The sequence below is a fragment of the Kitasatospora sp. A2-31 genome, from assembly GCF_022288725.1.
Taxonomy (GTDB): Bacteria; Actinomycetota; Actinomycetes; order Streptomycetales; family Streptomycetaceae; genus Kitasatospora.
The window spans coordinates 706,794-732,972 of record NZ_JAKNTA010000005.1 but is presented as its reverse complement, the minus strand read 5'-3'; the positions used below and the strand labels follow the sequence as shown (position 1 = coordinate 732,972).

The 26,179-nt window shown below is 73.6% G+C and carries 19 protein-coding genes; 7 read left to right on the top strand and 12 right to left on the bottom strand.

Annotation, left to right across the window (positions count from 1 at the left end; all coding sequences use genetic code 11):
• From MCM47_RS18010 to MCM47_RS17980, 7 genes are all read right to left on the bottom strand, one after another.
• Nucleotides 1-809: LacI family DNA-binding transcriptional regulator (locus MCM47_RS18010; protein ID WP_238862633.1), on the bottom strand; the 809-nt coding region annotated here is incomplete at its 3' end.
• 25 nt (nt 810-834) lie between these two features.
• Nucleotides 835-2,535, bottom strand: coding sequence for a glycoside hydrolase family 13 protein (locus MCM47_RS18005; RefSeq protein ID WP_238862632.1), 1,701 nt, complete (start codon nt 2,533-2,535; stop codon nt 835-837).
• A 39-nt stretch (nt 2,536-2,574) separates the two neighbouring features.
• A complete protein-coding gene (locus tag MCM47_RS18000; protein ID WP_238862631.1) occupies nt 2,575-3,486 on the bottom strand; it encodes a sugar ABC transporter permease in 912 nt (303 codons plus the stop codon).
• 37 nt (nt 3,487-3,523) lie between these two features.
• Entirely contained in the window at nt 3,524-4,528 is a 1,005-nt protein-coding gene (locus MCM47_RS17995) for a carbohydrate ABC transporter permease (RefSeq protein ID WP_238862630.1), read from the bottom strand.
• Nucleotides 4,529-4,641: 113 nt separating this feature from the next.
• Nucleotides 4,642-5,919 (bottom strand): extracellular solute-binding protein, encoded by a 1,278-nt coding sequence (locus MCM47_RS17990; RefSeq protein ID WP_238862629.1) that lies wholly within the window; start codon nt 5,917-5,919, stop codon nt 4,642-4,644.
• 419 nt (nt 5,920-6,338) lie between these two features.
• The gene (locus tag MCM47_RS17985; RefSeq protein ID WP_238862628.1) at nt 6,339-7,421 is read right to left on the bottom strand and encodes an aldose epimerase family protein; all 1,083 of its coding nucleotides are present in this window, start codon (nt 7,419-7,421) and stop codon (nt 6,339-6,341) included.
• Nucleotides 7,422-7,643: 222 nt separating this feature from the next.
• A complete protein-coding gene (locus MCM47_RS17980) occupies nt 7,644-10,649 on the bottom strand; it encodes an AAA family ATPase (RefSeq protein WP_238862627.1) in 3,006 nt (1,001 codons plus the stop codon).
• Between the two features lie 291 nt (nt 10,650-10,940).
• Here MCM47_RS17980 and MCM47_RS17975 point away from each other — a divergent pair, with 291 nt between their 5' ends.
• The 3 genes from MCM47_RS17975 (at nt 10,941) to MCM47_RS17965 (ending at nt 14,474) form a co-directional block, all read left to right on the top strand.
• The gene (locus MCM47_RS17975; RefSeq protein WP_238862626.1) at nt 10,941-11,888 is read left to right on the top strand and encodes a terpene cyclase; all 948 of its coding nucleotides are present in this window, start codon (nt 10,941-10,943) and stop codon (nt 11,886-11,888) included.
• 429 nt (nt 11,889-12,317) lie between these two features.
• The gene (locus MCM47_RS17970; protein WP_238862625.1) at nt 12,318-13,841 is read left to right on the top strand and encodes an aldehyde dehydrogenase family protein; all 1,524 of its coding nucleotides are present in this window, start codon (nt 12,318-12,320) and stop codon (nt 13,839-13,841) included.
• 309 nt (nt 13,842-14,150) lie between these two features.
• The gene (locus tag MCM47_RS17965; RefSeq protein ID WP_238862624.1) at nt 14,151-14,474 is read left to right on the top strand and encodes a nuclear transport factor 2 family protein; all 324 of its coding nucleotides are present in this window, start codon (nt 14,151-14,153) and stop codon (nt 14,472-14,474) included.
• 142 nt (nt 14,475-14,616) lie between these two features.
• Here the strand turns inward: MCM47_RS17965 and MCM47_RS17960 are convergent, their stop codons facing one another.
• Complete coding sequence (locus MCM47_RS17960) at nt 14,617-15,840, bottom strand: serine hydrolase domain-containing protein (protein WP_238862623.1); 1,224 nt, start codon at nt 15,838-15,840, stop codon at nt 14,617-14,619.
• Nucleotides 15,841-15,990: 150 nt separating this feature from the next.
• Between MCM47_RS17960 and MCM47_RS17955 the strand changes: the two genes are divergently transcribed.
• The 4 genes from MCM47_RS17955 (at nt 15,991) to MCM47_RS17930 (ending at nt 22,336) form a co-directional block, all read left to right on the top strand.
• The gene (locus tag MCM47_RS17955) at nt 15,991-16,509 is read left to right on the top strand and encodes an NUDIX hydrolase (RefSeq protein ID WP_238862622.1); all 519 of its coding nucleotides are present in this window, start codon (nt 15,991-15,993) and stop codon (nt 16,507-16,509) included.
• A 115-nt stretch (nt 16,510-16,624) separates the two neighbouring features.
• Nucleotides 16,625-17,545: a TetR/AcrR family transcriptional regulator gene (locus MCM47_RS17950; protein WP_308222355.1), complete on the top strand. Its 921-nt coding sequence runs from the start codon at nt 16,625-16,627 to the stop codon at nt 17,543-17,545.
• Nucleotides 17,546-17,738: 193 nt separating this feature from the next.
• Nucleotides 17,739-19,733: a hypothetical protein gene (locus tag MCM47_RS17945; protein WP_238862621.1), complete on the top strand. Its 1,995-nt coding sequence runs from the start codon at nt 17,739-17,741 to the stop codon at nt 19,731-19,733.
• A gap of 329 nt (nt 19,734-20,062) precedes the next feature.
• Nucleotides 20,063-22,336: a glycoside hydrolase family 18 chitinase gene (locus MCM47_RS17930; RefSeq protein ID WP_305067994.1), complete on the top strand. Its 2,274-nt coding sequence runs from the start codon at nt 20,063-20,065 to the stop codon at nt 22,334-22,336.
• Nucleotides 22,337-22,459: 123 nt separating this feature from the next.
• Here the strand turns inward: MCM47_RS17930 and MCM47_RS17925 are convergent, their stop codons facing one another.
• From MCM47_RS17925 to MCM47_RS17910, 4 genes are all read right to left on the bottom strand, one after another.
• The gene (locus MCM47_RS17925) at nt 22,460-23,170 is read right to left on the bottom strand and encodes a spermidine synthase (protein WP_238862620.1); all 711 of its coding nucleotides are present in this window, start codon (nt 23,168-23,170) and stop codon (nt 22,460-22,462) included.
• Nucleotides 23,171-23,234: 64 nt separating this feature from the next.
• The gene (locus tag MCM47_RS17920; RefSeq protein WP_238862677.1) at nt 23,235-24,281 is read right to left on the bottom strand and encodes a YeiH family protein; all 1,047 of its coding nucleotides are present in this window, start codon (nt 24,279-24,281) and stop codon (nt 23,235-23,237) included.
• Between the two features lie 13 nt (nt 24,282-24,294).
• The gene (locus MCM47_RS17915; protein ID WP_238862619.1) at nt 24,295-24,861 is read right to left on the bottom strand and encodes a cysteine dioxygenase family protein; all 567 of its coding nucleotides are present in this window, start codon (nt 24,859-24,861) and stop codon (nt 24,295-24,297) included.
• 179 nt (nt 24,862-25,040) lie between these two features.
• A complete protein-coding gene (locus tag MCM47_RS17910) occupies nt 25,041-25,955 on the bottom strand; it encodes a LysR family transcriptional regulator (RefSeq protein WP_238862618.1) in 915 nt (304 codons plus the stop codon).
• Nucleotides 25,956-26,179 lie beyond the last annotated feature (224 nt).

Below are 26,179 nucleotides of genomic sequence, written 5' to 3'. Positions count from 1 at the left end.
TGGGGGACGCTCAGCCCGCGCTGGCGCACCGCGCGGATCGCGCCGAGCGCCATCATGTCGCTGCCGCAGACGATCGCCGTGCAGCCCTTGTCCAGCAGCGCGCCGGCGGCGGCGTGCCCGCCCTCCACGCTGAACAGCGTGTGGTGGACGAGGTCCCGGGCCTCCTCCTCGGTCCGCCCGAGCACCTCGCGCATGGCCGCGGTGAAGCCCTCGATCTTGCGCAGCACCGGCACGTACCGGCGCTGGCCGACGGCCAGACCGATCCGCTCGTGGCCGAGCTCGGCCAGGTGCTGGACGGCCATCCACATCGCGGAGCGGTCGTCCGGCGAGATGAACGGGGCGTCGATCCTCTCGCTGAAGCCGTTGATCAGCACGAACGGCACCTGCCGGCCGATGAGCCGGGCGTACCGGTCGTGGTCGGCGGTGGTGTCGGCGTGCAGTCCCGAGACGAAGACGATGCCCGACACCCCGCGGTCGACCAGCATCTCCACCAGTTCGTCCTCGGTGGACCCGCCCGGCGTCTGGGTGCAGAGCACCGGCGTGTAGCCGTGCCGGCTCAGCACCTGCTCGATCACCTGGGCCAGCGCGGGGAAGATCGGGTTGCTCAGCTCGGGGGTGATCAGCCCGATCAGGCCAGCACTGCGCTGGCGCAGCCGGGTCGGCCGCTCGTACCCGAGCACGTCGAGCGCCGCCAGCACGGTCTGCCGGGTGGCGGCCGAGACGTTCGCCTTGCCGTTGAGCACGCGGGAGACGGTGGCTTCGCTGACCCCCGCCTGCGCCGCGATGTCTGAGAGTCGCGCCGTAGTCACGGTCCCAGAGCCTATTGCAACCACGTCAGACCGCCCACCAGTCGGTGCTGTCCGGAGCGAGCACCGTCTCGCCGCCGTCCACCACGGCGTCCGCGGAGGAGAGCAGCAGGCGGCCGGGCGCCGGTATCCGGACGGGCTCGGCGGTGGTGTTCACGGTGCAGACGAAGGAGCCGCGGCGGAACGTCAGCGTGCCGGCCGGGCTGTCCAGCCACTCGACGTCGGTGCCGGCGCCGAGGTCGGGCTGCGCGCGGCGGACGGCCAGCGCGCTGCGGTACAGCTCCAGGGTGGACGTCGGATCGCCGGTCTGCGCCTCGACGCTGAGCTCGGCCCACTCGGCGGGCTGCGGCAGCCAGCTCGGGCCGCCGGCCACCGGGCCGAAGCCGTACGGGGCCTCGGTGCCGGACCACGGGATCGGCACGCGGCAGCCGTCGCGGTAGCCGTCCTGGCCGGCCTGGCGGAAGAACGACGGGTCCTGGCGGACCTCGTCCGGCAGGTCGGTGACGTCCGGCAGGCCGAGCTCCTCGCCCTGGTAGAGGTACGCCGAGCCGGGCAGCGCGAGCATCAGCAGGGTGGCGGCGCGGGCGCGGCGCAGGCCGAGCGCGCGGTCGCCGGGGGTGCGGATCTGGGTGCCGAGGCCGGGCTCGTTGGCGAACCGGGTGGCGTGCCGGGTGACGTCGTGGTTGGAGAGCACCCAGGTGGTGGGGGCGTCGACCGGGCGCATCGAGTCGAGCGAGAGGTCGATCACCTCGCGCAGCTCGTCCGCCGCCCAGGAGGTGCCCAGGTACTGAAAGTTGAAGGCCTGGTGCAGCTCGTCGGGCCGGACGTAGTTGGCGGTGCGCTGGACGGTCGGGGTCCACGCCTCTGCGACGCCGATCCGCTGGCCCGGGTACTCGTCCAGGATCTTCCGCCAGCTGCGGTAGATCTCGTGCACGCCGTCCTGGTCGAAGAACGGCATGACGTCGTTGCCGAGCAGCTTGAGCTGGTCGCCGCCGCCGATGTCGGGCAGGCCGGGTGCCTTGACCAGGCCGTGGGCGACGTCGATCCGGAAGCCGTCGACGCCCATGTCGAGCCAGAACCGCAGGATCGAGCGGAACTCGTCGGCGACGGCCGGGTTCTCCCAGTTGAAGTCGGGCTGCTCGGGGGCGAACAGGTGCAGGTACCAGTCCCCGGGGGTTCCGTCCGGGTTCTCCGAGCGGGTCCAGGCCGGGCCGCCGAAGATCGACTCCCAGTCGTTGGGCGGCAGTTCGCCGTTCTCGCCCTTGCCCGGACGGAAGTGGTAGCGGTCGCGCAGGGGGGACGCAGGACCCTCGCGCAGAGCACGCTGGAACCACTCGTGCTGGTCCGAGGAGTGGTTGGGGACGAGGTCCACGATGATCCGCAGACCCAGCGCGTGCGCGTCGCGGATCAGCGCGTCGGCGTCCAGCAGGGTGCCGAACATCGGGTCGACCGCGCGGTAGTCGGCGACGTCGTAGCCGGCGTCGGCCTGCGGGGAGGCGTAGAACGGGGAGAGCCAGACGGCGTCCACGCCGAGGTCGCGCAGGTAGGGCAGGCGGCTGCGGATGCCGGGCAGGTCGCCCATGCCGTCGCCGTTGGAGTCGGCGAAGCTGCGCGGGTAGACCTGGTAGATGACCGCGTCCCGCCACCAGCCTCTGGACGCGCCGGCGCTGGCCTCGTGAGCGGTGGCGTCGGCGGCGGGCCGGGAGGTGTCGGCCAGGTTCTGGGTCATGGACGGTGTCCCTTGGGGATCAGAGGAGCGGGAAAGCGGTCAGGACTTCGAGGCGCCGGCGGTCAGGCCGGTCACCAGGTGGCGCTGCACCAGGTAGAAGAGGAGCGACGACGGGATCGCGATCAGCACCGCGGTCGCGGCCATCAGGTTCCACTGCGCGTCGTGCTCGCTGACGAAGGTCTGCAGGCCGACGGCGAGGGTGTACTTGTCGGAGCTGAGCATGAACGTGGAGGCGAAGGCGACCTCGGCCCAGGCGGTCAGGAAGGAGTAGAAGGCGGCTACCGCCAGGCCCGGCCGGGCGAGCGGCAGCACGAGCCGCCAGAAGGTGCCGAACGGGGTGAGCCCGTCGACCCGGCCGGCCTCGTCGATCTCCACCGGGATGGTGTCGAAGTAGCCCTTCAGCAGCCAGGCGCAGTACGGCACGGTGGTGGTCGAGTAGACCAGGACCAGGCCCAGGTAGCTGTCCAGCAGGTCGAGCTCGGAGAGGATCGTGTACATCGGCACGATCAGCACCGCGATCGGGAACATCTGGGTCACCAGCAGCGACCACATCAGCGGCCGGTGGCCGGGGAAGCGCATCCGGGAGACGGCGTAGCCGGTGGACGCGGCGATCAGCACGCCGAACACGGTGGTGATGCCGGAGACCAGGAAGGCGTTGCCGAACCAGGTGAAGAAGTCGGTGTCGAACAGCACGGTGCTGTAGTTCGCCAGCGTCATCTTGTCGAGGATGGCGCCCGGGTGCAGGTAGTCGGTCTTGTCCGGACCGAAGGAGACGTAGACGATCCACGCCACCGGGAAGAGCGCGATCAGGCTCGCCAGGATCAGCGCTCCGTGCGAGAGCGCCCGGGCCAGCGGGCTCGCCTCGCCGCGGCGGCGGGCCTTGGCCGGTCGGGCGGCGGGCGCCGCGGGGCGCGTGGTCAGGGGTGCGGGTCGGTCGGTGGTGGTGCTCATCGGGATTCCTGCCTTCGTGTCGCCGGGGTGGTCGGGATCAGCCGTTCGCCTGCTCGTTGCGGGCGAGCCAGCGCCGGTAGAAGGCGGTGAAGACGATCAGGATGGAGAGCAGGATGACGCCGTAGGCGGCGGACTGCGCGTAGTCGCGGGGCTGCTGGCCGAAGCCGAGGCGGTAGGCCCAGGTGACCAGCAGCTGGGCGTCGGGTGCGCCGTTGCCGCCGAACAGCAGGAAGATCACGGCGAACTGGTTGAAGGTCCAGATCACGCCGAGCAGGACGACGGTGGAGGAGACGGTGCGCAGCCCGGGCAGGGTGACGTGGCGGAACCGCTGCCAGGCGGTCGCGCCGTCCATCTCGGCGGCCTCGTAGAGCTCGGCCGGGATCGCCTGCAGGCCGCCGAGCAGCGAGATCATCATGAACGGCACGCCGACCCACGTGTTGACCAGCACGGCGGCGGCCTTCTGCGCCAGCGGGTCGTCCAGCCAGCCGGGCTCGGGCAGGTGCAGGGCGGAGAGCAGACCGTTGACGGCGCCGCCGTCGGCGAGCATCAGCCGCCAGGAGAAGACGGTGACGAAGGTCGGCACGGCCCACGGCAGGATGAGCAGCATCCGGTAGAAGGCGCGGCCGCGCAGCTTCTGGTTGAGCAGCAGGGCGAGGCCGAGGCCGATGCCGTAGTGCAGGGCGACGCAGAGGGCCGTCCAGCTGATGGTCCAGACGAAGTGCGACCAGAAGCGGTCGTACGAGCCGGGGCCCCAGAGGATGTCGGCGTAGTTGTCGAAGCCCACGAAGTGGTAGCTGGCCGGGACCTCGTTGACGCCGATCTTGCGGGCGGCGTTGAGGCTGTTGGCGTCGGTGAGGGTGAGCCAGACACCCTCGGCGAGCGGGTAGAGCACCAGGACGCCGAGCACCAGGACCACCGGCGCGATCATCGCGTAGGCGTACCAGTGCTTGGCGTACGAGCGCTTGAGGCGCTCCATCAGGCCCGGACGCGGATCGCGCTCCCGGCTGCCCTGGCCGGTGGCGCCCTGCACGGCGACTGACATGTTCGACACCTTCTCGGGGAGGTCCGCCGCCTCGCTACGGCGACTGCTGCTGCTACGGGTCCGGCCGTCCGGCCCGCCGGGGAGGTGGCGGCGGGCCGGACGGCTGCGGGGTGTTACTTCGCGAAGCCCGGGAGGAGCTTGGCGTAGTCGGTGGCGACGGTGTTCAGGCCGTCCTGGGTGCCGGTGCCCTGGACCACCTTGCCGAGGTTGGTGCCGAGCGAGGCGAACAGCGAGCTGTACTCCGGCAGTTCGGGGCGGGGCTTGGCGCTGGAGAGGACCGCCTGGAAGCCGGCGATGCCGGGGTCGGCCTTGACCTCGGGGGTGAAGGCGTCGAAGCGGGTCGGCAGCGTGGAGTTCTTCTTCGCGATGAACGCCTGGCTCTCGGCCGAGGTCATGAAGGCGGCGAACTTCTCGGCAGCGGCCTTGTGGGCCTTGTCGGAGCCGGCGTAGACGGAGATGTTGTGGCCGCCGGTGGGGGCGCCGGCCTTGCCGGAGGCGCCGGCCGGGACGGGGGCGATGCCGAGGTTGGTCTTGTCGGCGAACGCGGAGCCCTTGTAGATGTTGGTGATCTCCCAGGGGCCCTGGATGATCGCCGCGACCTTGCCGCTGTTGAAGGCGTCCATCATGTGCGCGTAGGCGTCGCTGGTGACGTCGGCCTTGGCGGTGCCCGGCGAGGTGAACATCGACTTGTAGGTCTCGATGGCCTTGACGGCCTCGGGCGAGGCGACGGTGATCTTCTTGCCGGCGGCGTCGACGGTGTCGGTGCCCTCGCCGAACAGGAACGGCATCGCGTAGTAGCCGTCGGCGGCCTTCAGCCAGAAGCCGTCCACGCCGGTCTTCTCCTTGACGGCGGCGGCGGCGGTCTTCAGCTCGTCCCAGGTCTTGGGGGCGGCGGCGACACCGGCCTTGGTGAAGAGCTCCTTGTTGTAGAGCAGGCCCAGGGTGTCGGTGACCAGCGGAACGCCGTAGGTCTTGCCGTCGTACTTGGCCTGCTGCACCAGGGTGGGCTGGAAGGAGCCGGCGTCGGCGGTGGCCGGGGTGCCGTCCAGCGGCTCCAGGAAGCCGGCCTTGGCGAAGGCGGCGGTCCAGCCGACCTCGGAGCGGAACACGTCCGGAGCGCCCTTGGCCCCCATGGCGGTCTGGAGCTTGTTCTGCGCCTGGTCGAACGGGACGTTGACGAAGTCGACCTTGATCTCAGGGTTGGCCGCCTCGAACTTCTTGACGAGCTCCTGGTAGTTGGGCGCCTCGTTGGTGGCGTTCGACGTGTCCCAGTAGGTAAGGGTGACCGGCCCGTCGGCCTTGCCGTCCGAGCTGGAGCCGCTGCTGCCACAGGCAGCCATCGAGACCGCGAGGGCCACAACGAGGGCAGAGGCCGCGATGCCACGCCGCATGAGAACTCCTTGGAGGGGTGGGGGTGCCCGAGATGTTGGGAGACAGGCGCATAATGGCTGCCTCGTGCCGACCGCACCGTTGCTGCCGTCGGGCTCGGAAGGAAGTTAACAGCGGCGCAATCACCGCGGAAAGTCCTTGCAGCAAGTTTCTGCAAGAATCGCCGATCGTTACGCGCGCGTGTCCTTCGCGTTGCCGCACGGTAGTTGACCGGTGAAGCCGCGGTGCCGATATGTCAGGTTCGCCCAGGTACAGACGGCCCGATTAGTACGCTGCGTTGCGGAAAGACGCTTGCAGCACGGCATGCACAGAGCCCGGGCCGAAGGTCCGGGCTCTGTCGACTCCCCCATTGTGCCTGGCGACGGTTCGTACCCTGCCGTACCCACCCCGCCCTCGGTACGCCCGCCGTAGGTGCCCCGGGTCAGGCCACCCCGAGCCGCAGCACCGTGGTCGAGCGGAACTCCTGCCCCGGCCGCAGCTCGGTGCCCGGGAACTCCGGATGGTGCGGGGAGTCGGGGAAGTGCTGGGTCTCCAGCGCCACGCCGGCGTAGGGCCCGTACGCCGTCCCGCTCGCCCCGGTCACCCCGCCCTGGAACTTGTTGGCCGTGTAGACCTGGATCCCCGGCTCGGTGGTCAGCACCTCCAGGGTCCGGCCGCTCACCGGGTCCTCCAGCAGCGCCGCACGGGCCGGGCCGCCCTCCGCCGGACGCGGGCGCAGCACCCAGTTGTGGTCGTAGCCGCCGGGCCCGGCCAGCTGCGGGTGCTCGTCGTGCACCGACTTGCCGATCGGGCGGGCGACGGTGAAGTCGAACGGCGTGCCGGCCACCGGCTCGATCCGCCCGTACGGGATCTGCCGCTCGTCGGCCGGGGTGTACCCGTCGGCGTCCACGGTCAGCAGGTGGCCCAGGACGTCGCCGCTGCCCTCGCCGGCCAGGTTGAAGTAGGCGTGGTTGGTCAGGTTGAGCACGGTCGGCCGGCTGGTGACCGCCCGGTAGGCGATCACCAGCTCACCGGCCGCGCTCAGCGTGTAGTCGACGGTGACGTCGAGCCCGCCGGGGAAGCCCTGATCGCCGTCCGGGCTGTGCAGCCGGAGCCGGACGCCCTCGGGCAGGGCCTGCGCCTCCCACATCCGATGGTGGAAGCCGTCCGGCCCGCCGTGCAGGGTCACACCGCCGCCGGTGGGGGCGAGCGGGTGCTCCTCGCCGTCGATGGTCACCGTGCTGCCGTCGATCCGGTTGGCGTACCGGCCGATCACGCTGCCGTGGTGCCGGCCCGGGCCGAGGATCTCGGCCAGCCCGTGGGGGGCCAGCAGCACCTGGCCCGGCCGGCCCGAGCGGTCGGGGGCGGTGAGGGTGTGTAGGGTGGCGCCGAGGGTGAGCACGGTCGCCTCGTACGGGCCGGCCCGGAGCGTCCAGCGTTCGATCGCCATGCCGGCGCCCGATGATTCGAGGGGTCCGCGCCGCACGCTGGTCGCCTGCGACCCGTTCGCCGGGGGCGTCGCCATGGCCTGCTCCTCACTACCGGCCGCGGACGCGCCGCAGCCCCTTGGTACCCGGTCGTCGGAAGCCCGCCGAAGGGCGGCGCCCCGGGAGTTCCTTTACGGATCGAAAGCCTAGTCACCGGGGGCGGTGCGGGGGCTCTTGCCGCGCCCGCGCGCCGCCCCGGTGCTCCCGGCCGCCGCCCCGTCCCGGGCCCCGGCAGCGCTCGCCGGCACGGCTCCCCGCCCCTACCCGTCCGCGTGGTCGCCCGCACCGTCGGCCGGCTGCTCCGGCGGCAGGCCGAGCGCCGAGGCGAGCCCGTCGGGGCCGCTGCCCGCCTTGCGGTAGACCGCGGCGAGCCGGCGGTTGACCAGGCTGAGGTGGACGCCCAGCTGGTCGGCGATCCGCTGCGCCGGCAGACCGCGCACGGCGAGGCGGGCGACGTCCCACTCGGGCTGGGAGAGCGTCTCGCGGGTGTCACTGAGCCGGTTGGGCCGCAGGCCGTAGTTGGCCAGCTCGCGGCGGGCCCGGACGACCAGGCCGTCGGCCGCGCAGTGCTGGGCCAGCTCGATGCCCTGGTACAGGTACTCCTGGGCGTCCTCCAGCCGGCCGACCCGGCGCAGCGCGGCTCCGAGGTCCACCAGGGCGACGGCGTGCTCGTAGCCGGCCGGCGACTGCCCGAGGTGGCGCACCGCGTCCTCCAGCAGCTCGACCGCCTGCTGGCCGTCCTCGATCTCGGCCTGCAGCCGCAGCGCGGTGCCGATCGCCGAGGCGGTCCCGAAGCGGCGGGCGTCGGCGACGGACTTCTGCGCGTACCAGCGGGCGCGCTCGGGCTCGTCCTTGGCCAGCGCGACGGCGAGGTGGCCGGCCCACGGCGCCCAGACGGTGTTGTGCCAGCCGCGCGCCTCCAGCTGGGCGCCGGCGTCGGTGAGCGCGGCGGCGGCGCCGGCCTTGCGGCCCTTGGCGAGCAGCAGCTTGCCGTAGAGCGACGCCGCGTCCGGCAGGACCATCGCGGTGTCGTGGTAGGGCGGGTTGAAGCCGAAGCCGCTCGCGACCTCCCAGGCCTCGTTCACCCGGCCGCGGGCGATCAGGGTGTCCACCAGGACGCCGACGGCGTCCCAGGCGAGCGGCAGCTTGGGGCCGATCCGCTCGGACAGCCGCAGCGCCCGGCGCAGGAAGTCCTCGGCCTCCGCGAGCAGGCCGCGGCGGAACCGGGCCAGGCCCATCAGGAAGTAGGCGAAGCCGCGGTGGGCGCCGCTCCAGCCGGCGATCTCGAACTGGACGATGGCGTCCCCGAAGAGCCGCTCCGCCTGGGCGATGCGGTCGTTGTAGGTGTAGGAGAGGCCGAGCGTGGCGGGCAGCTCGAAGCCCCAGGTGGAGTCCGTCCAGCCGAGCCCCTTGGGCAGCCGGCCCTGGTCGAGGACCTGGTCCGCGTGCCGCAGCACCTCGGCGGAGGGTTCGCCGCGCAGGGTGAGGTCCCAGGCGCGCAGCGCCAGGACGGCCCTGTCGGCGGCCTCCCGGCCGGTGAGGCCCGCGCAGAGCGCGCCCAGCCGCACGGAGCGGGCGGGTCCGTCCTCCTCGGACTTGCGGTAGGCGTGCCACATGAACGCGGCGGCCTCCAGCCGGAGCCGGCCCGCCGGGTCGTCGACGGTGTTCTCGGCCTCCTCCTGGCAGACCCGGGCGGCCTCGCCGAGCTGGCCGCTGTGCGCGAGCACCTCGGAGAGCCGGAAGGTGGCGTCCACCCGGAGCGAGGGGCGCAGCGGGCCCTCCTCCGGGTCGAGGGCGAGCTTGAGCTGGTTGACGGTGGCGGCCGGGTCGGTGAGCAGGGCGGAACAGCCGAGTTCGTAGAGCACCTCGGCGCGGATGTCGTCGTCCGGCGGCTCGGCGAGGGCGCGGTGGAGGCAGCGCTGGGCCGCCTCGGGCGCGCCGATCAGCAGGTGCTCCTGGGCCGCGCGGCGCAGCTTGCGGACGGTCCGGTCGTCGCCCTCGCCCGGGAAGGTCTCCACCAGGTGCCGGGAGGCGGCGAGCAGGCCGAGCCCGGCGTTCTCGATCTCGGCGGCGGCCACGCCGTGCATGCCGGTCCGGGTGGACTCGGGCATGGTGTTGTAGATCGAGCTGCCGATCAGCGGGTGGACGAACTCCAGGTTCCCGCTGGGTGTCTGGGTGAGGATGCGCTGTTTGCGCAGTTGCTTGACGGAGTCGCGGGCGCCCTCGGTGCTCTGGGTGGAGATCCGGGCGGCGAGGTCCTGACGGATGTCGGTGCCGAGCATCGCGCAGGCCCAGGCGAAGCGCAGGGTGGAGGCGCCGAGCCGGTCCAGCCAGCCCTTGAGGGTCATCCCGATGACGTCGACGGCGAGCTCGCGCAGCTGCTGGGAGTTCTCCTCGACCGGGTCGAGCTCCTGGTCCCGGACCTGGTCGAGGAGGGCGACGGCCTCGAACGGGTTGCCGTTGACGACGTTCCAGAACTCGTAGCAGAAGGAGTCCTCCGCCTTGTCCCCGAGCTCGGCGCGGACCATGTCGGTGACGGAGACCAGGGTGAGCCGGCTCAGCTCGTGCCGGCGGGTGGCGAGGCCGGAGACGGCGGCCCGGTGGTCGTGCGCCTCGGGCTGCCAGTCCGCGGCGTCCTCGCGGTAGGCGAAGACCAGCAGGACGGGAAGCTCGCGGGCGCGGACCGCGAACTGGGCGAGCCAGGCGAGCGATTCGAGGTCGGCCCAGTGCAGGTCGTCGACGATCATCACCAGCGGGGCGCGGCGCGGGGCGAGCTGGGTGAGGACGTAGTCGAGGCCGTCACGGACGCCCTGGGGATCGAGGCGGCGGGCGCCGGCCTTCGGCTGCTTGAGGCCCATGGCCGGTCCGACGACCTCCTCCCAGGTGCCCATCACCTGGCGGAACTCCGCCGGTTCGAGGCTGCCGAGGACGGGCTGGAGCAGCTGGCGCAGCACGTGGTACGGCTCGTTGGACTGGCGCTCGCCGCCACGGGCGAACAGGACGGTGGTACCGGCGCGGAGCTTGGCGATCCGGCGGACCTCGTGCAGCAGGCTGGTCTTGCCGATGCCGGGGCGGCCAGAGAAGGTGAGCAGCTCGCCGATCTCGGTGCCGCCGGCCGCGAACTCCCGGCAGAGCTTCTCCACCGCGGCTTCGGCGGAGCGCAGTTCGGCGTCGCGGTCGCGCAGCCTGACCCGGGTCGACGCGGTGTCGGCCTCCTGTCCGCCGGTTCCCGCCCCCACCCGCAGTTCGTGTTCCCGCTCGGTCACCGTCGCGCCTCCGCCTCGCAGTTCCGTGCTCGTGGGAGCGAGGTTAGCGCCGCGGGGGGCGCACTGCGCGGCGTTCGCCCAGGCTGGGGCCGGAATTGAGGGTTCGGACAGCTTGCCAAGGGCAATTGCCCTATATCCCTAACGTCCGATCATTGCATCGGATACTCTACGGCCCCCGAGCTTAGTTGATCTTGCCATACCGCTCCGCCCGCGTCGAGTACCGCAGCTCAACTCCCACGCCCCGCCCTCGTACCCTGTAGGCCCCCCACCCTCAGCCGCACCGGGAGTCCGATGTCTGACGACACATCACTTCAGATTCCGTTCCCGCACCGTCGCAGTCCTCACGGACGGTACGCCGCCGAACTGCACCGCGCGTGGTTGTTGCGGCATCCGCTGCTCTCCAACCCCGACCACCCCTCCTATGCACACTGGGACGTGGTGTCGCTCGCCGCACTCGGCTACCCCGATGCAGGGCCGGACGAACTCGCGCTGGCTGCGGACCTGATGGGCTTCTACTTCCTCTTCGACGACCAGTTCGACGGGCCGCTGGGCCGGCGCCCCACCGAGGTGGCCCCGATCTGCGAACGGCTGATCGCCGTGCTGCACGGCGCCCGGCCGGACCGCTCCTCCGCGGTCGAGACCGCCTTCGCGGACCTCTGGGAGCGCAGCGTGCAGGGCATGCCCGCACGCTGGCAGGCGCGCGCGGCGTACAACTGGGAGTGGTACCTGGCCAGCCACCCCGCCGAGGCCGCCGGCCGGATCTCCGAACGGCCGCCCGATCGCGACGGCTACCTGGCCCTGCGCCGGGGCACCGCCGCGATGGAGACGATCTTCGACATGGTGGAGCGGCTCGGCAACTTCGAGGTCCCCGCCGCCGTCCTCCACCATCCGGTGCTCCGTCAACTCCGTCAGCTCGCGGCCGACATACCGTCGCTCAGCAACGACGTGCGGTCGTTCCCGCTGGAGGCACCGCGCGGCGACGTCAACAACCTGGTGATGATCGTGCAGCGCGAGCGGGACTGCTCGGCCGAGGAGGCCTGCGCCGTGGTGATGGCCGAGGCCCAGCTGATGGTCGAGCGCTGCGGCGAGCTGCACGAGCGCCTGCCCGCCGTCCACCGGGAGCTCGGCCTCGCCCGGGTGGAGCGGATCCTCGCCCAGCGCTACGCCGACGGCCTGGTCACCTGGCTGGCCGGCTACCTCGCCTGGGAGTCCCGCACCGGCCGCTACCTGACGGCCTGAACGCGACGCGACCGGCCCGCTCCGGCCCCGGCCCGGCTGCGGTCCGGTCGGGCAGGTGACGGGCCGGTCCGGGCGCGCGGTTCCGGCCCGGTCCGGGCGCGGCGAGGGGGCCGGTCCGGGCGCGGCGAGGGGGCCGGTCCGGGCGCGGCGAGGGGCCGGTCGACGGCGCGGGCCGCGCCGCCCGCACCACCCGCGCGGCCGAAAACGGCCGGAAACCACCACCCTCCGTACAGCGGCCGGGGACGGACCGTAGCCGCGTCCGCCGTCCCGGGCTAGGGTGCTCGACGGCGCGGCGCCCCGGCGGGGCCCCGCCCACGTGCGCGTCCGTACCCTCCGCCGGACCGCGCGGGCCCCGGTCCGCGGTCCGGCGCGCCGCCCGGCCCGCGCGGCCGCGGCGGTGCCCCCGACAACGCGAGGAGGCACCCGAGCATGACGGTCTACCAACCCCCCGGACGGCCCGGCTCCATCGTCCGCTACCGCTCCCGCTACGAGCACTGGATCGGCGGCGGCTGGACGCCCCCGGTCCGCGGCGAGTACTTCGAGAACCCCAGCCCGGTCACCGGCGAGGTCTTCACCGAGGTGGCCCGGGGCTCCGCCGAGGACGTCGAGGCGGCGCTCGACGCCGCCCACGCCGCCGCCCCGGCCTGGGGCCGCACCCCGCCGGCCGAGCGCGCCCAGGTGCTGCTGCGAATCGCCGACCGGATCGAGGCCCACCTGGAGGAACTCGCCGTCGCCGAGAGCTGGGAGAACGGCAAGCCGGTGCGCGAGACGCTGGCCGCCGACCTCCCCCTCGCGGTCGACCACCTGCGCTACTTCGCCGGTGCGCTGCGCGCCCAGGAGGGCGGCATCTCGCAGCTGGACGAGGACACCGTGGCGTACCACTTCCACGAGCCGCTCGGTGTGGTCGGCCAGATCATCCCGTGGAACTTCCCGATCCTGATGGCGGTCTGGAAGCTCGCCCCGGCGCTGGCGGCCGGCAACGCGGTGGTGCTCAAGCCCGCCGAGCAGACCCCGGCCTCGGTCCTGCTGCTGGTCGAGCTGATAGCCGACCTGCTGCCGCCCGGCGTGGTCAACGTGGTCAACGGCTTCGGCCTGGAGGCCGGCCGGCCGCTGGCCTCCAGCAGCCGGATCCGCAAGATCGCCTTCACCGGCGAGACCACCACCGGCAGGCTGATCTCCCAGTACGCCAGCGGGAACCTGATCCCGGTGTCGCTGGAACTCGGCGGCAAGAGCCCCAACCTGTTCTTCGCCGACGTCGCGGCCGAGCGGGACGCCTTCTACGACAAGGCGCTCGAAGGCTTCGCGATGTTCGCGCTCAACCAGGGCGAGGTCTGCACCTGCCCCAGCCGGGCGCTGATCCAGGCCGAGGTCTACGACCGGGTGCTCGCCGACGGTCTGGAGCGGGTGCGGGCGATGCGCCAGGGCAACCCGCTGGACACCGAGACCCAGATCGGCGCCCAGGTCAGCGACGACCAGCTGAAGCGGATCCTCTCCTACATCGAGGTCGGCCAGGCCGAGGGCGCCAAGGTGCTGGCCGGCGGTGAGCGCGCGGACCTCGGCGGGTCGCTCGCCGGCGGCTACTACGTGACGCCCACCGTCTTCGAGGGCGTCAACGGGATGCGGATCTTCCAGGAGGAGATCTTCGGCCCGGTCCTGGCCGTCACCCGCTTCGAGGACTTCGAGGACGGCATCGCCCTCGCCAACGACACCCTCTACGGGCTCGGCGCGGGGGTGTGGACCCGGGACGGCAACACGGCGTACCGGGCCGGGCGGGCCATCCAGGCCGGCCGGGTCTGGACCAACTGCTACCACGCCTACCCCGCCCACGCCGCCTTCGGCGGATACAAGAACTCCGGGATCGGCCGGGAGGGCCACAAGGCGGTGCTGGAGCACTACCAGCAGACGAAGAACCTGCTGGTCAGCTACTCCCCCGACGGGCTGGGCCTCTTCTAGGCGGTGTTCCGCCGAGCCACCCCGGCCACCGCCGAGCCACCCCGGCCGCCGCCGAGCCGCCCCGCGCCGGCGAGCGCCGGGTCGCGCCGGGTCCGAGATCGCGGAGTGGGAAGTCGGGCCGGCCGACTTCCCACTCCGTCACCACTCCCCGTGGCCCGCAGGACTCCGTCACTGGACAAATCGCCCGTAGCGGGATCTAAGCACAGGAAAGCCGAAAATCGCCGACACGCCGCCGACACGCCCGGACACGCCCGGGCGACGCCCTAGACAGGAGGAGGCCCGACCCCTTCTCGTTCCAGGGAGACCCGCATGACCATCGCCACCGCCAAGCTCACCGACCCGGCCGTCCGCGCCTTCGTCACCGCGCTCAACGCCGGCGACCGGACCGCCTTCTTCGACGCGCTCACCCCCGACGCCACGATGTCCGACGACGGCTCGGACCGGAACGTCGAGGACTGGACCGAGCGGGAGATCTTCTCCAGCAGCGGCCACCTGGACGTCCAGTCCGAGTCCCAGAACGGACACGCGCTGGTCGCCAACTACCGGAACGACACCTGGGGCGAGATGCGCACCGCGTGGCGCTTCACCGTCGACGGCGGCAAGATCAGCCGCTTCGAGACCGGCCAGGCCTGACGGCCTCCCGGGCCCGTCTCGGGCCGCGAGCCCCGCCCGGGCCGCCCCGTGCCCGACGGGTCTCCCCGTCCGAGCACCCGCGGAGTGCGGCGGGCTCACGAGCCGGCCGCACACCGTGGGGTGGGCTCCTCCCCGGAGAACGTCAGGTGAGTCCGAGGCAGCCGCGGACCGCGCGGATCAGGTTGCGGGAGCGGACGTCCCCCGTCACACCGGGCTGCATGCCGTTGGTGACGTAGCCGAAGCCGATCCCGAGGTCGGGGTCGGCGAAGCCGAGCGACCCGCCCCGCCCCGGGTGGCCGAAGCTCGCCGGCGAGGCCATCAGCGCGGTCGGGCTGTGCCGGAAGTAGCCGAGGCCGAAGGTCGAGTTGACGATCAGCACCCGGTCCGGCCCGCTGACCACCGGTCCGACCGCGCGGGCCAGCAGCTCCGCCCCGAGCAGCGGCGGGTGCGTCTCGCCGGGCGCCCCGCCGTGCCGGTCCGCCGCGCCGATCAGCGCCGCGTAGAAGCGCGCGACCGACCGGGCGGTGCCGATCCCGCCCGCACCGGGGATCTCGGCGGCCTGCACCGCGGGATCGTTGAGGTCCACGCCGGGGCGGACCGAGGCGAAGGCGCGGGCGGTCAGCGAGGTCGGGTCCTGGTAGGCGTCCCGCACGGATTGCTTGGGGCGCAGCCGCAGCCCGCCCGGCCCGGTCCGGGCGCCCTCCGGCGCGGGCAGGTCCACCAGCCGGCCGACCCGGGGCGCGGCACCGGCCGGCAGGCCGATCCACAGGTCCAGGCCGAGCGGCCGGGCGATCTCCTCGGCGAAGTAGCGGCCGATCGTCCGCCCGCTGACCCGCCGGACCACCTCACCGACCAGCCAGCCGAAGGTGTACGGGTGGTAGCCGTGTGCGGTGCCCGGCTCCCAGGCGGGCGCCTGGGCGGCGACGGCGGCCGCCGCCCGCTCCCAGGTGAGCACGTCCTCCAGGCGCAACGGCACGTCGAGCGCGGGCACCCCGGCCTGGTGCGAGAGCAGCCAGCGCACCGGCACCCGGTCCTTGCCGGCCGCCTTGAACTCCGGCCAGTACGAGGCGACCGGCGCGTCCAGGTCGAGCTGCCCGCGCTCGGCCAGCAGCAGCGCGGTGGTCGCGGTGAGGCCCTTGGTGACCGAGCGCAGCACCTGCGCGGTGTCGGCCGTCCACGGCACGGCCGGCGCGGGCCGCCCGCCGACCTCGGGACGGGCGTCACCGGCCCACAGGTCGACCACCCTGCGGCCGCGCAGGTAGAGCGCGAAGGCCGCGCCCAGCTCTCCGTACTCGCGGAAGTTGCGCGCGAAGGCCTCCCGTACCGGCTCGAAGCCCTCGGCCGTCTCGCCCCGGATCTCCACCACCGCGTGCCGTCCTGTCCCGTCCGACCGTCGTCCCGTGCCCGCGCCGCCCGATGGGCCCGCCCCCGAGTCATGGGAACGATCCGGATCGGCCGGGGGCTTCGGTGCCGTTCGAACCGTTCGAACCGGCTCGGAAACCCTAACCTGTCGGTCATGACCAACCCTGCCGAAGAGCTGCTGGACGTCGTCGACGAACACGACCGGGTGATCGGGACCGCGCCGCGCGGGGAGGTGTACCGGGACGGGCTGACGCACCGCTGCGTCTTCATCCTGGTCCGCGACCCCGCCGGGCGGCTCTTCGTCCACCGGCGGACCGACACCAAGCTGTTCGCCCCCGGCGCGTACGACATGTTCGTGGGCGGCGTGGTGGGCGCCGGCGAGACGTACGCGAGCGCCGCCGTCCGGGAGGCCGAGGAGGAGCTGGGGGTGAGCGGGGTCGAGCCCCGCCCGCTGTTCAGGTTCCTCTTCCGACGGGACCGGCTCTCCTGGTGGTGCGACGTCCACGAGGCCAAGTGGGACGGCCCGGTCGCGCCGCAGGAGTCCGAGGTGGCCTGGCACGCCTGGCTCACCCCCGCCGAGCTGGACGAGCGACTCGCCCGCGACACCTTCGTCCCGGACGGGCTGGAGGCGTACCGGCGCTACCGCGCCTGGCAGGCCGACCGGGCCGGGTGACGCGGGGCGGGCGGGTGACGCCGGCCGACCGGGCCGGGTGACGCCGCGCGGGCCGGTGACGCCGGCCCGCGGCCAAGATCCACCGGCCGGGGCCCGGACGGATAGGGTGACGCGCATGGTTTCCCGTACGCCGTCGGCCACGCCCCCGTCCGCGCGCACCGACCGCGGCCCGGCCGCCGCCAAGGCCTCCGGAGCGGCCGCCGGCACGCCCGCCGGCAAGACCGCCGCCCGCGCGGACCGGGGCGGCGAACGGCCGCGGCGGCGGCTCAGCGTGGACGAGCGGCGCGAGCAACTGATCACGGTCGCCCTGGAGCTGTTCAGCTGCCACCCGCCGGAGGAGGTGTCGATCGACGACATCGCGGCCGCCGCCGGCGCCTCCCGACCGCTGGTGTACCACTACTTCCCGGGCAAGCAGGCGCTGTACGAGGAGTCGCTGCGCCGGGCCGGCCGTGAGCTGGCCGCCCGGTTCGAGGAACCGGCCGAGGGCCCGCTCTCCGAGCGCCTCTACCGGGTGATGGGCCGCTACCTGGACTTCGTGCAGAGCCACGGCCCCGGCTTCGCCGCGCTGCTGCGCGGCGGCTCGGTGGCCGCCAGCGCCGGGACGTCCGCGGTGATCGACGAGGTCCGGCAGGCCGCGCACGAGCAGATCCTGTCCCACCTGGCCGTCCCCTCCCCCAGCCCGGGCCTGCGGCTGACCGTGCGGGCCTGGATCGCCAACGCCGAGATCACCTCGCTGGAGTGGCTGGCCGAGCGCTCGCTGCCGCTGGAGCAGTTGCAGCTCCAGTTGGTCCAGGAGTTCGTGGCCTCGCTCACCCTGACCGCCGCCCGGGAGCCCGCACTGGCCGTCGAACTGGCCGGGTTCTTCGCCGGCGAGCGCCCCGAGGGCCCGACCGGGCGGCTGGTACGGGACCTCGCCGGGCTCTTCACCGTCCCGGGCATCGCCGAGGCGGTCACCGCCCTGGCCGTCGTGCCCCCGCCCGCCACACCGGAACCGGCCGCGGAGGCCGGGCAGCCGTCCGGACCGGGTACGGCCTGACGGACGCCGGCCCCGGCGGGCACCTCGCCGGCCCGGGACCGGGCCTGCCCGGACCGTGCCGTCTGACGGGCCACCGGTTCTGCGCCGACAGCGCCCTCTGATAGGAATGTGCACGGATCTGACGGCATGCCGGTCGAGCGCGTGCCCGAACCACCGGACCACCGAAGGCACGCGCAGAGCGGGGGCTCATCAGTTGACCCAGGACGGCCAGTTCACGGCGGAGGCCAACGCCTTCGCCGCCGCGGAGCAGGTCTCCGCGACGCTCGGCGCCCTCGTGGACGCCCTCTTCGAGCCGCACACCTCGCGCCATCCGGCGGCCTCGCTGACCGCGCTGCGGCCCGGCACGCACCCCGCCGCCGAGACCCTGTTCAACCTGCGGCTGGCGCCCAACGGCCCGGTGCACGACGCCGTCGACCGGCTCGGCACCGTGGTCACCGCCGGCACCGCCCGTCCCGGCACCGGTGCCCCGCTCTCCGCGTCGGTCGCCGACGCGCTGCTCGCCCGCTTCGGCGGCGGCGCGGTGCGCGGCACCGTGGCCGACCGCGGCACGGCGACGGCCGCCCTGTTCGAGCTGCCGGTCACCGGCGAGCCCGCCGACCCCAAGCTGCGCCCGCCGTTCGCCCCGGCGCTGGCCGAGCTCGCCGCCGGGCAGCAGACCCGGGAGCCCGTGGAGCTGGCCACCGGCGCCGGCGCCGAGGTCCGCCTGGTGGTGCCGCCCGGCTTCCACCCGCTGACCTCCCCGGGCGGCCCGCCCGGTGTCTCCGCACGCACGGTGCCCGCCGACCCGGCGGCCGCGGACGGCCCGGCCCTCGCCAAGGGCACCGACCCGGTGACCGGCGCGGCCGCCACCGAGCTGACCGCCCATCTGGCCGAGGTCGCCGAGGAGCTGTTCAGCGGCACCGGCCCGGCCCCGCGCCGGGACTTCGCGGTGGTCGCCGCCGTACTGGCCGACACCGTCACCGTCTCCGGCACGGTCTACGCCGGCGTCTGCGCCGTCGAGGTGGACGGCCGCCCGAGCGAGGCGACCCTGACCGTCGCGCTCGCCCGGCACCCGCTGCCGATCACCGGGCTCGCCACCGAGCTGGCCACCGTGCGCCGGCACGCCGAGGTCTGGACGGTGCTGCTGCCGGCCGGGCCGGCCGCCGTCCTGGTCGAGGGCCGCAGCGTCCCGGTGCCCGCCGCGCTGGCCGCGGACGGGCAGCGCCGCTGGACGGTCACCTCGGTCGCGGAGGCGTTCGTCCCGCTGCCCGACGGCGTGACGGTGCTCTGCGTCCAGCTGGCCACCGGCCGGGCGCAGGACTGGGAGCTGTACACCGGGGTCTTCGCCGAGCTGCTGAAGAGCATCCAGTTCGGCTGGGACGGCGTGGCCGGGAAGCTCACCGACCCGGCCCCGGCCGCGACGACCCCGGCCGTCCCCCCGACGCCACCGGCCGGCGTTCCGGCGGCACCGGACGCTGCGGCGGACGCGGTCACCACCGACGTCCCGTCGCTGCCCCCGGTGTTCGCCGACCCGGCCCCGGCCGACGCCACCCCGCTGCCGGTGCATCTGCGCGGTACGCCGGTGCGCGTCCCCCCGGCCGACTTCAACCCCTTCGCCCCGGTCGCCGAGCCGACCCCCACCCAGCCGATCCTCGTCCCGGACGACGGCCCTGCGGCCGACTCCGAGCAGGCTCCCGAGGGCACGCCCGTCATGGTTCCGCCGCCGGACTTCAACCCCTTCGCGCCGCTGGCCCCGACCCTCACCGACACCACCGTGCCCGACCCGGAGACGGACGACCGCCCCAAGGGCACGCCGGTGATGGTCCCGCCGCCCGACTTCAACCCCTTCGCCCCGATGGCCGCCGACACCCTCGCCCCGCCCGCGCCCGCCGCGCCGGCCGCCTCCCCCGTGTCCGATCCCTTCGGCACGGTGGTGCCGGAGCCGCACAGCGACCCGTTCGGCACCACGATCCCGCAGGCGTCCGCGCCCGTCCCGCCGCCGCCCTCCGTCCCGCCGGCCGTCCCGGCGCCGACCGTCACCCCGCCGGCCGAGGACACCGCCGACGACCCGGACCGCAAGCCCAAGGGCACGCCGGTGATGGTCCCGCCGCCCGACTTCAACCCCTTCGCCCCGATGGCCGCCGACACCCTCGCCCCGCCCGCGCCCGCCACGCCGGCCGCCTCCCCCGAGAACAGCCCGTTCGGCTAGGGCGTGACGGTGGAACGACGGTGCCGGGCCCGACGACACGCTCGTCGGGCCCGGCACCGTCGTTCCACCACCCACCCGGCCCCGACCGGCCGGACGCGACCCGGCCCGACCCGACCCGACCCGACTGCCAAGTGGTACAGACCTATTGCCAGTTGCCGGTCCGCTCCCTACCCTCGGCTCAGGATCCTCCGCGGCACCCCGACGGCCCGAGGTCCCCGGTTCCGCGCCGCCTCCACGGCCCGGAGCACGCTGCTCCACGCACCTGACACCTCCCCACGGGTAACGGGGCGTCCGGGCCTGCCCGGGCCCCCAGGACAGGAGCCACATCCATGCGCAGACGTCGGATCAGCCTGCCGCTGCTGGCAGCCGGGACCCTGCTCGTCCCGCTGCTCGCCGCCACCCTCCCCGCCGCCACCGCCCACGCCGTCTCCGGGTCCGCCACCGCGGCCTTCACCAAGGGCAGCGACTGGGGCTCCGGCTACGAGGGCGGCTACACCATCACCAACGGCTCCAGCGCGGCGCTCAACGGCTGGACGCTGGAGTTCGACCTGCCCCCGGGGAACACGGTCGCCTCGCTCTGGAACGCGACCTACACCACGGCGAGCTCGCACGTCACGGTGAAGAACCCGAGCTGGGCCGGCAGCCTGCCGCCCGGCGGCACGTACAACTTCGGCTTCAACATCGCCTACTCGGGCGCCTACAAGCCCCTGCTCAACTGCAAGCTGAACGGCCTGCCGTGCGAGGGCGGCGGCGGGGACGTGGTCGCGCCCAGCGTGCCGGGCAACCTCCGGGCCGGGACCACCACCCAGACCACCGTGGACCTCTCCTGGACGGCGAGCACCGACAACGTCGCGGTCACCGGCTACGACGTGTTCCAGGGCGGTACCAAGGTGGCCACCACGGACGGCGCCACCACCGCGGTCACCGTCCAGGGGCTCACCGCCGGCACCGCCTACCAGTTCACCGTCCAGGCCTTCGACGCCGCGGGCAACCGCTCGGCCGCCGCCGGCCCCGTGGGCGCCACGACCAAGCCGCCGGTCGACCCGGACAAGCAGCCGCCGACCACTCCCGGCACACCCGCCGTGACCGGCTCGGACGCCAACAGCATCTCGCTGGGCTGGGCCGCCAGCACCGACGACGTCGGCGTCACCGCCTACGACGTCTACAACGGCACCGCGCTCGCCGCGACCGTCACCACGCCGTCCGCCACGGTCGGCAACCTGGCGCCCGACACCTCCTACACCTTCACCGTGAGGGCCCGCGACGCGGCCGGGAACGTCTCGCCCGCCTCCGGCCCGGTGACCGGAAGGACCAAGCCGGGCGGCACCAACCCCGGGGCGCTGAAGATCGGGTACTTCACCCAGTGGAGCATCTACGCCCGCGGCTACAGCGTGAAGAAGCTCGACACCTCGGGCTCGGCCGGCCGGCTCACCACGCTCAACTACGCCTTCGCCAACATCCACCCGACCACCAAGCAGTGCTTCATCACCAACAAGGCGGCCGGGAACGACTCCGACCCCAACGCGGGCGACGGCGCCGGTGACGCCTGGGCGGACTACGGCAAGGGCTGGGACGCCGGCAACTCGGTCGCCGGCACCACCGACACCTGGGACCAGAAGCTGGCCGGCAACTTCAACCAGCTGAAGCAGCTCAAGGCCAAGTACCCGAACCTGCGGATCCAGATCTCGATCGGCGGCTGGTCGTACAGCAAGTGGTTCTCCGACGCTGCCGCCACCGACGCCTCCCGCAAGGCACTGGTCAGCTCCTGCATCGACATGTACATCAAGGGCAACCTGCCGGTCATCGACGGCCGCGGCGGCGCGGGCAGTGCGGCCGGCATCTTCGACGGCATCGACCTCGACTGGGAGTGGCCGAACTCCGACGGGCACCTGGGGAACGTCTTCAGGCCTGCCGACAAGGCCAACTACACGCTGCTGGCCCAGGAGTTCCGGCGCCAGCTGGACGCGCTCGGCGCCACCACCGGCAAGCACTACTCGCTGAGCGCCTTCCTCCCGGCCGACCCGGCGAAGATCACCGCGGGCATCGACGTCCCCGGCCTGTTCGGCGCCTTCGACTTCGCCACCATCCAGGGCTACGACTACCACGGCGCCTGGGAGATGACGACCAACCAGCAGTCCGCGCTCAAGGTCGCGGCCGGCGACCCGTCCACCCCGGACCGCCGGTTCAGCTCCGAGATCGCCATCAACGCGTACGTCAACGGCGGCGCCCCGAAGAGCAAGCTCACCCTGGGCATCCCGTTCTACGGCCGCGGCTGGACGGGCGTGCCGCGCGGCACCACCAACGGCCTCTTCCAGAGCGCCACCGGACCGGCGCCGGGCAGCTACGAGAACGGCTTCGAGGACTACCACAAGCTCAAGGACCTGGCCGCGGGCGGCGGTTACACCCTCTACCGGGATCCGGTGGCCGGCTTCGCCTACCTCTACAACGGGACGGTGCTCTACACGTACGACGACCCGACCGAGATCGCCCGCAAGACCGCCTGGATCAAGTCCCAGGGGTTGGCCGGCGCGATGGTCTGGTCGTTCGACGGGGACACCGCGAGCGGTGAGCTGATGGCCGCGGTGGACAACGGCCTGAGGTAGCGCGGACCGCCCGCTCGGGCGGCCGCTCGGATCCGCCCGTCCCCGCCCGTCCCGGTCGAGCGGGCCGGGCAGGGACGGGCGGGGACGGGCGGGGACGCACACCCGGCTGGGCGGCGTGACGGGTCAGCCGGCCCGGCGGGCCAGGTGGACGACGTCCGGCACCCCGCGGGCGACCGGGATCTCGTGGGTGGCCACGTCCGAGAAGCCCGCCGCGCGCAGCGCCTCCTCGAAGGCCGGGGAGGGCTGCGCGCTCCACACCGCCAGCACCCCGCCGGGCTGCAGCCGGTGCCGGAGCACCGCGAGCCCGTCCGCGCCGTAGAGCCCGGCGTTGGAGTCGGTGACCGTCCAGTCCGGGCCGTTGTCGATGTCGAGGCAGAGCGCGTGGTAGCGCTCGCCGTCCGCCGCCGCCAGGTACTCCAGCAGGTCGGTGTGGAGCACCTCGACCCGGACGTCCTCCAGCGCACCGGCCGAGAAGGCGGCCAGCGGACCGGTCCGGTGCCAGTCGATGATCGCGGTCTCGCGCTCGACGATGGCGATCCGGCCCCAGCGCGGCTCGGCCGCCGCGTACGCCAGGGAGAAGCCGACGCCGAGTCCGCCGATCAGCACCGAGGGCCGGGTCGGCGCCGTGCCGGCGCGGTCCAGCTCGTCCAGCGCGGCCTGGATCAGCAGCCGCTCGGAGCGGCCGTCGGCGGTGTCCATCAGGAAGCAGCCGTTGGCGATGATCTCGAAGTGCCGGCCCCGCTGCCGCAGGACCACCTCGCCGAAGGGGCCCTCCCGCCGGTCGAGCGTGACGACGGCGTCGTAGCCGTCCCGTTCGGGCAGTGCGGTGGACATGCGGGTTCCCTTGCAGACTGGGGTGCACGGACTACCCGCCCGACAATAGCCGAGCCCGGTCCGGTCATGTCGTGATCAGTACTCCCGCGTAGGAGACTCCGGCGATCATCACCCAGGAGGCCAGGCCGAGCAGGGCGATCCGCCCGCCGGTGCGCAGCAGGGTGGGCAGGTGGACGGCACTGCCGAGGCCGAACAGGGCGGCGGCGAGGAGCAGCTCCTGGGCGTCCGCGGCCAGGGTGAGCGCCCGGTCGGGCAGCACGCCGGTGGTGCGCAGCACGATCATGGCGAGGAAGCCGGCCACGAACAGCGGCACGATCGGCGGTCGGGCGGCGGCCTTGCCCCCGCCTTCGCCCCGGCCGGCCCGCGAGCGGCGCACCGCGACCACGACGCCGGCGACCAGCGGCGCCAGCAGCATCACGCGCATCAGCTTGACCAGGACCGCCTCGCGCAGCGCGCCGGCCCCGCCGGTCTGTGCGGTGGCGACCACCTGGCCGACGTCGTGCACGCTGGCACCGACCCAGCGGCCGAACTCGGCCTCGCCGAGCCCGAGCGGGTGCTGGAGCAGGGGGAGGACGGCGATGGCGAGGGTCCCGCAGAGGGTGACCAGGGCGACGGAGGCGGCGGCGTCCTCCTCGTCGCTGCCGGCGGCCTGGCTGACCGCGCCGATCGCGGAGGCGCCGCAGATCGAGTAGCCGGTGGCGACCAGCAGCGGCTGGTCGCCGGGCAGGCCGAGCCGGCGCCCCAGCCACCAGGTGCCCGCGAAGGTGGCGGCGACCACGGCGAGCACCATGGCCACGGTGGCCCAGCCGAGCCCGAGCACGTCGCCGAGGGAGAGCTTGAGGCCGAGCAGGACGATGCCGATCCGCATCAGCCGTTTCCCGGCCGTGGAGAGACCGGGGCGGGCGACGCCGCGGACGACCGGGCGCAGCCCGGGCAGGTGCGCGGCGCCGACGCCGAGCACCACGGCCGCGGTGAGCTTGGGCACGGCGGGGACGGCCTGGTGGACGGCGAGCGCCGCGGCGACGCCGAGGGCGGCGAGCAGCAGGCCGGGGGCGTCCCCGCCGAGCGGGGGGAGCAGGCGGGTGCGGACGTGCCGCTCCCGGACGGTCAGTGCCACCGGGCGCTCACCGCCGGCCGTCGGCGGGCAGCCGGTAGGTGCGTCGGACGCTGGTGCCCAGGCGGGAGATGTCGGCGCCGTAGATGTGGATCGAGTGGGCGATGGTGGTGCCCGTGTTGCGGACGAGGTGGATGTCGCCGGGCGGGGCGAAGGCGGCGACGCTGCCGGCCGGGGCGACCACGTGCTCGGTCTCCACCAGGTGGGCGGTGCGGCCGTCGGAGACGAGCCGGTAGCGGGTCTCGCTCTCCTGGCCCTCGTGGACGCCGGCCACGCACCAGGCGACGTGGTCGTGGATCGGGGTGTACTGGCCGGGGAGCCAGACCAGGGCGACGATGGAGAAGCCGCCGTCGGGCTCGGCGTGCACCAGGTGCTGGCGGTAGCGGTCCGGGTCACCCTCGCGCTGGTCCTCGGTGAGCAGGTCGCTCTCGCGCAGGTGCGGGGCGAGCCGCTCGCCGACCAGGTAGGCGGTGAGCTCGGGCGGCAGTCCGCGGTCCACGACCGCGCGGACCTCGCCGACCAGGGCGGTCATACGCTCGGTGAGACGGCCGCTGCCGACCGTGGCTGAGGGTGTCATGGCAGCAGGTTGGCGGCACCCCACCTATCACGTCCAACGATGGTTCGTTAGCCGGTCACAAAATCCGGCTTATGGATCGCGGCGCCGGCAGGCGCCGGCAGGCCTCGGCAGGCGCGAGCAGGCGCCGGCAGGCCCGGCGAGGGCGCGCCTCGGCGGGCGGCGACACGCGTCGGCGGGCGTCAGCAGCCGACCCGGGCCGCGGCCGCCGACCGCAGGTGGTCCAGCACCAGGGCGGTCGCCGGGATCCGGCGGTGCTCGCGGAGCACGTAGGCGCTCACCTGGCGGCGCAGGTGCGGTTCGACCGCCCGCCCGGTGACCTTGCGGTGGCACATGAAGGAGAGCACCAGCGCGGGCATCAGTGCGATCCCGACCCCGGCCGCGACCAGACTCTGCACGGCGAGGTTGTCGTCGGTGGAGAAGACGATGTCGGGTGCGAAGCCCTCCTCGGCACAGACGTGCAGCAGGTTGGCCCGACAGCGCGGACAGCCGGCGATCCACCGCTCTCCGTCGAGGTCGGCCAGCCGGACGGCGTGCCGGCGCCCGAGCGGGTGACCGACCGGTAGCAGGACCGTGAGCAGGTCCTCCATCAGGGGTATCTCGTCCACGCCGTCCGGCAGCTCGGTGACCACACCCGGGTAGCGGAAGGCCAGCGCGATGTCGCACTCCCCGCGCAGCAGTCGCTGGACGGAGTCGGGCGGCTCGGCCTCCAGCAGTTCCACCCGGACGCCGGGGTGCTCGGCGAGCAGCCTGGCCATCGCCTCGGGGATCAGCGTGGCGTTGGCGCTCGGGAACGCGCAGACCCGCACCCGCCCGGCGCGCAGGCGGGCCAGCGCGGCGAGCTGCTGCTGGGCGGCGGAGAGGCTGCCGAGGATCTGTTCGGCATGCCGGGCCAGCGCCTCGCCGGCTTCGGTGAGCCGCAGTCCGCGTCCGGCCCGGGTGAAGAGCGGGAGGCCGACGGAACGTTCCAGCGCCTTCATCTGTTGCGTGATGGCGGGCTGCGTGTAGCCGAGTTCGCGGGCGGCCGCCGAGTAGGAGCCGGCCCGGACGACCTCGTGGAACGTCCTGATGTGCCGCGAATCGAATACCGGCTCCACTGCCCCTCCGCCCGTCCGCTCCGCTGCAGTGCGGCAATCATAAGCAGACTTTGGAGGAGCCCCGCCTGACCCCGTGCGCACCTATGGTTTACGGCCGGATCACCCACCCCACGACGCCGCTCAGGATGCTGATGGCGCGGCCGAGGGCCGTGCGGGCGGTTCGGTGCGTGGCCCCATGCGCAGGAGCAGGTCGGCACCGGTCCCGTGGACTTCCTGCAGGACGT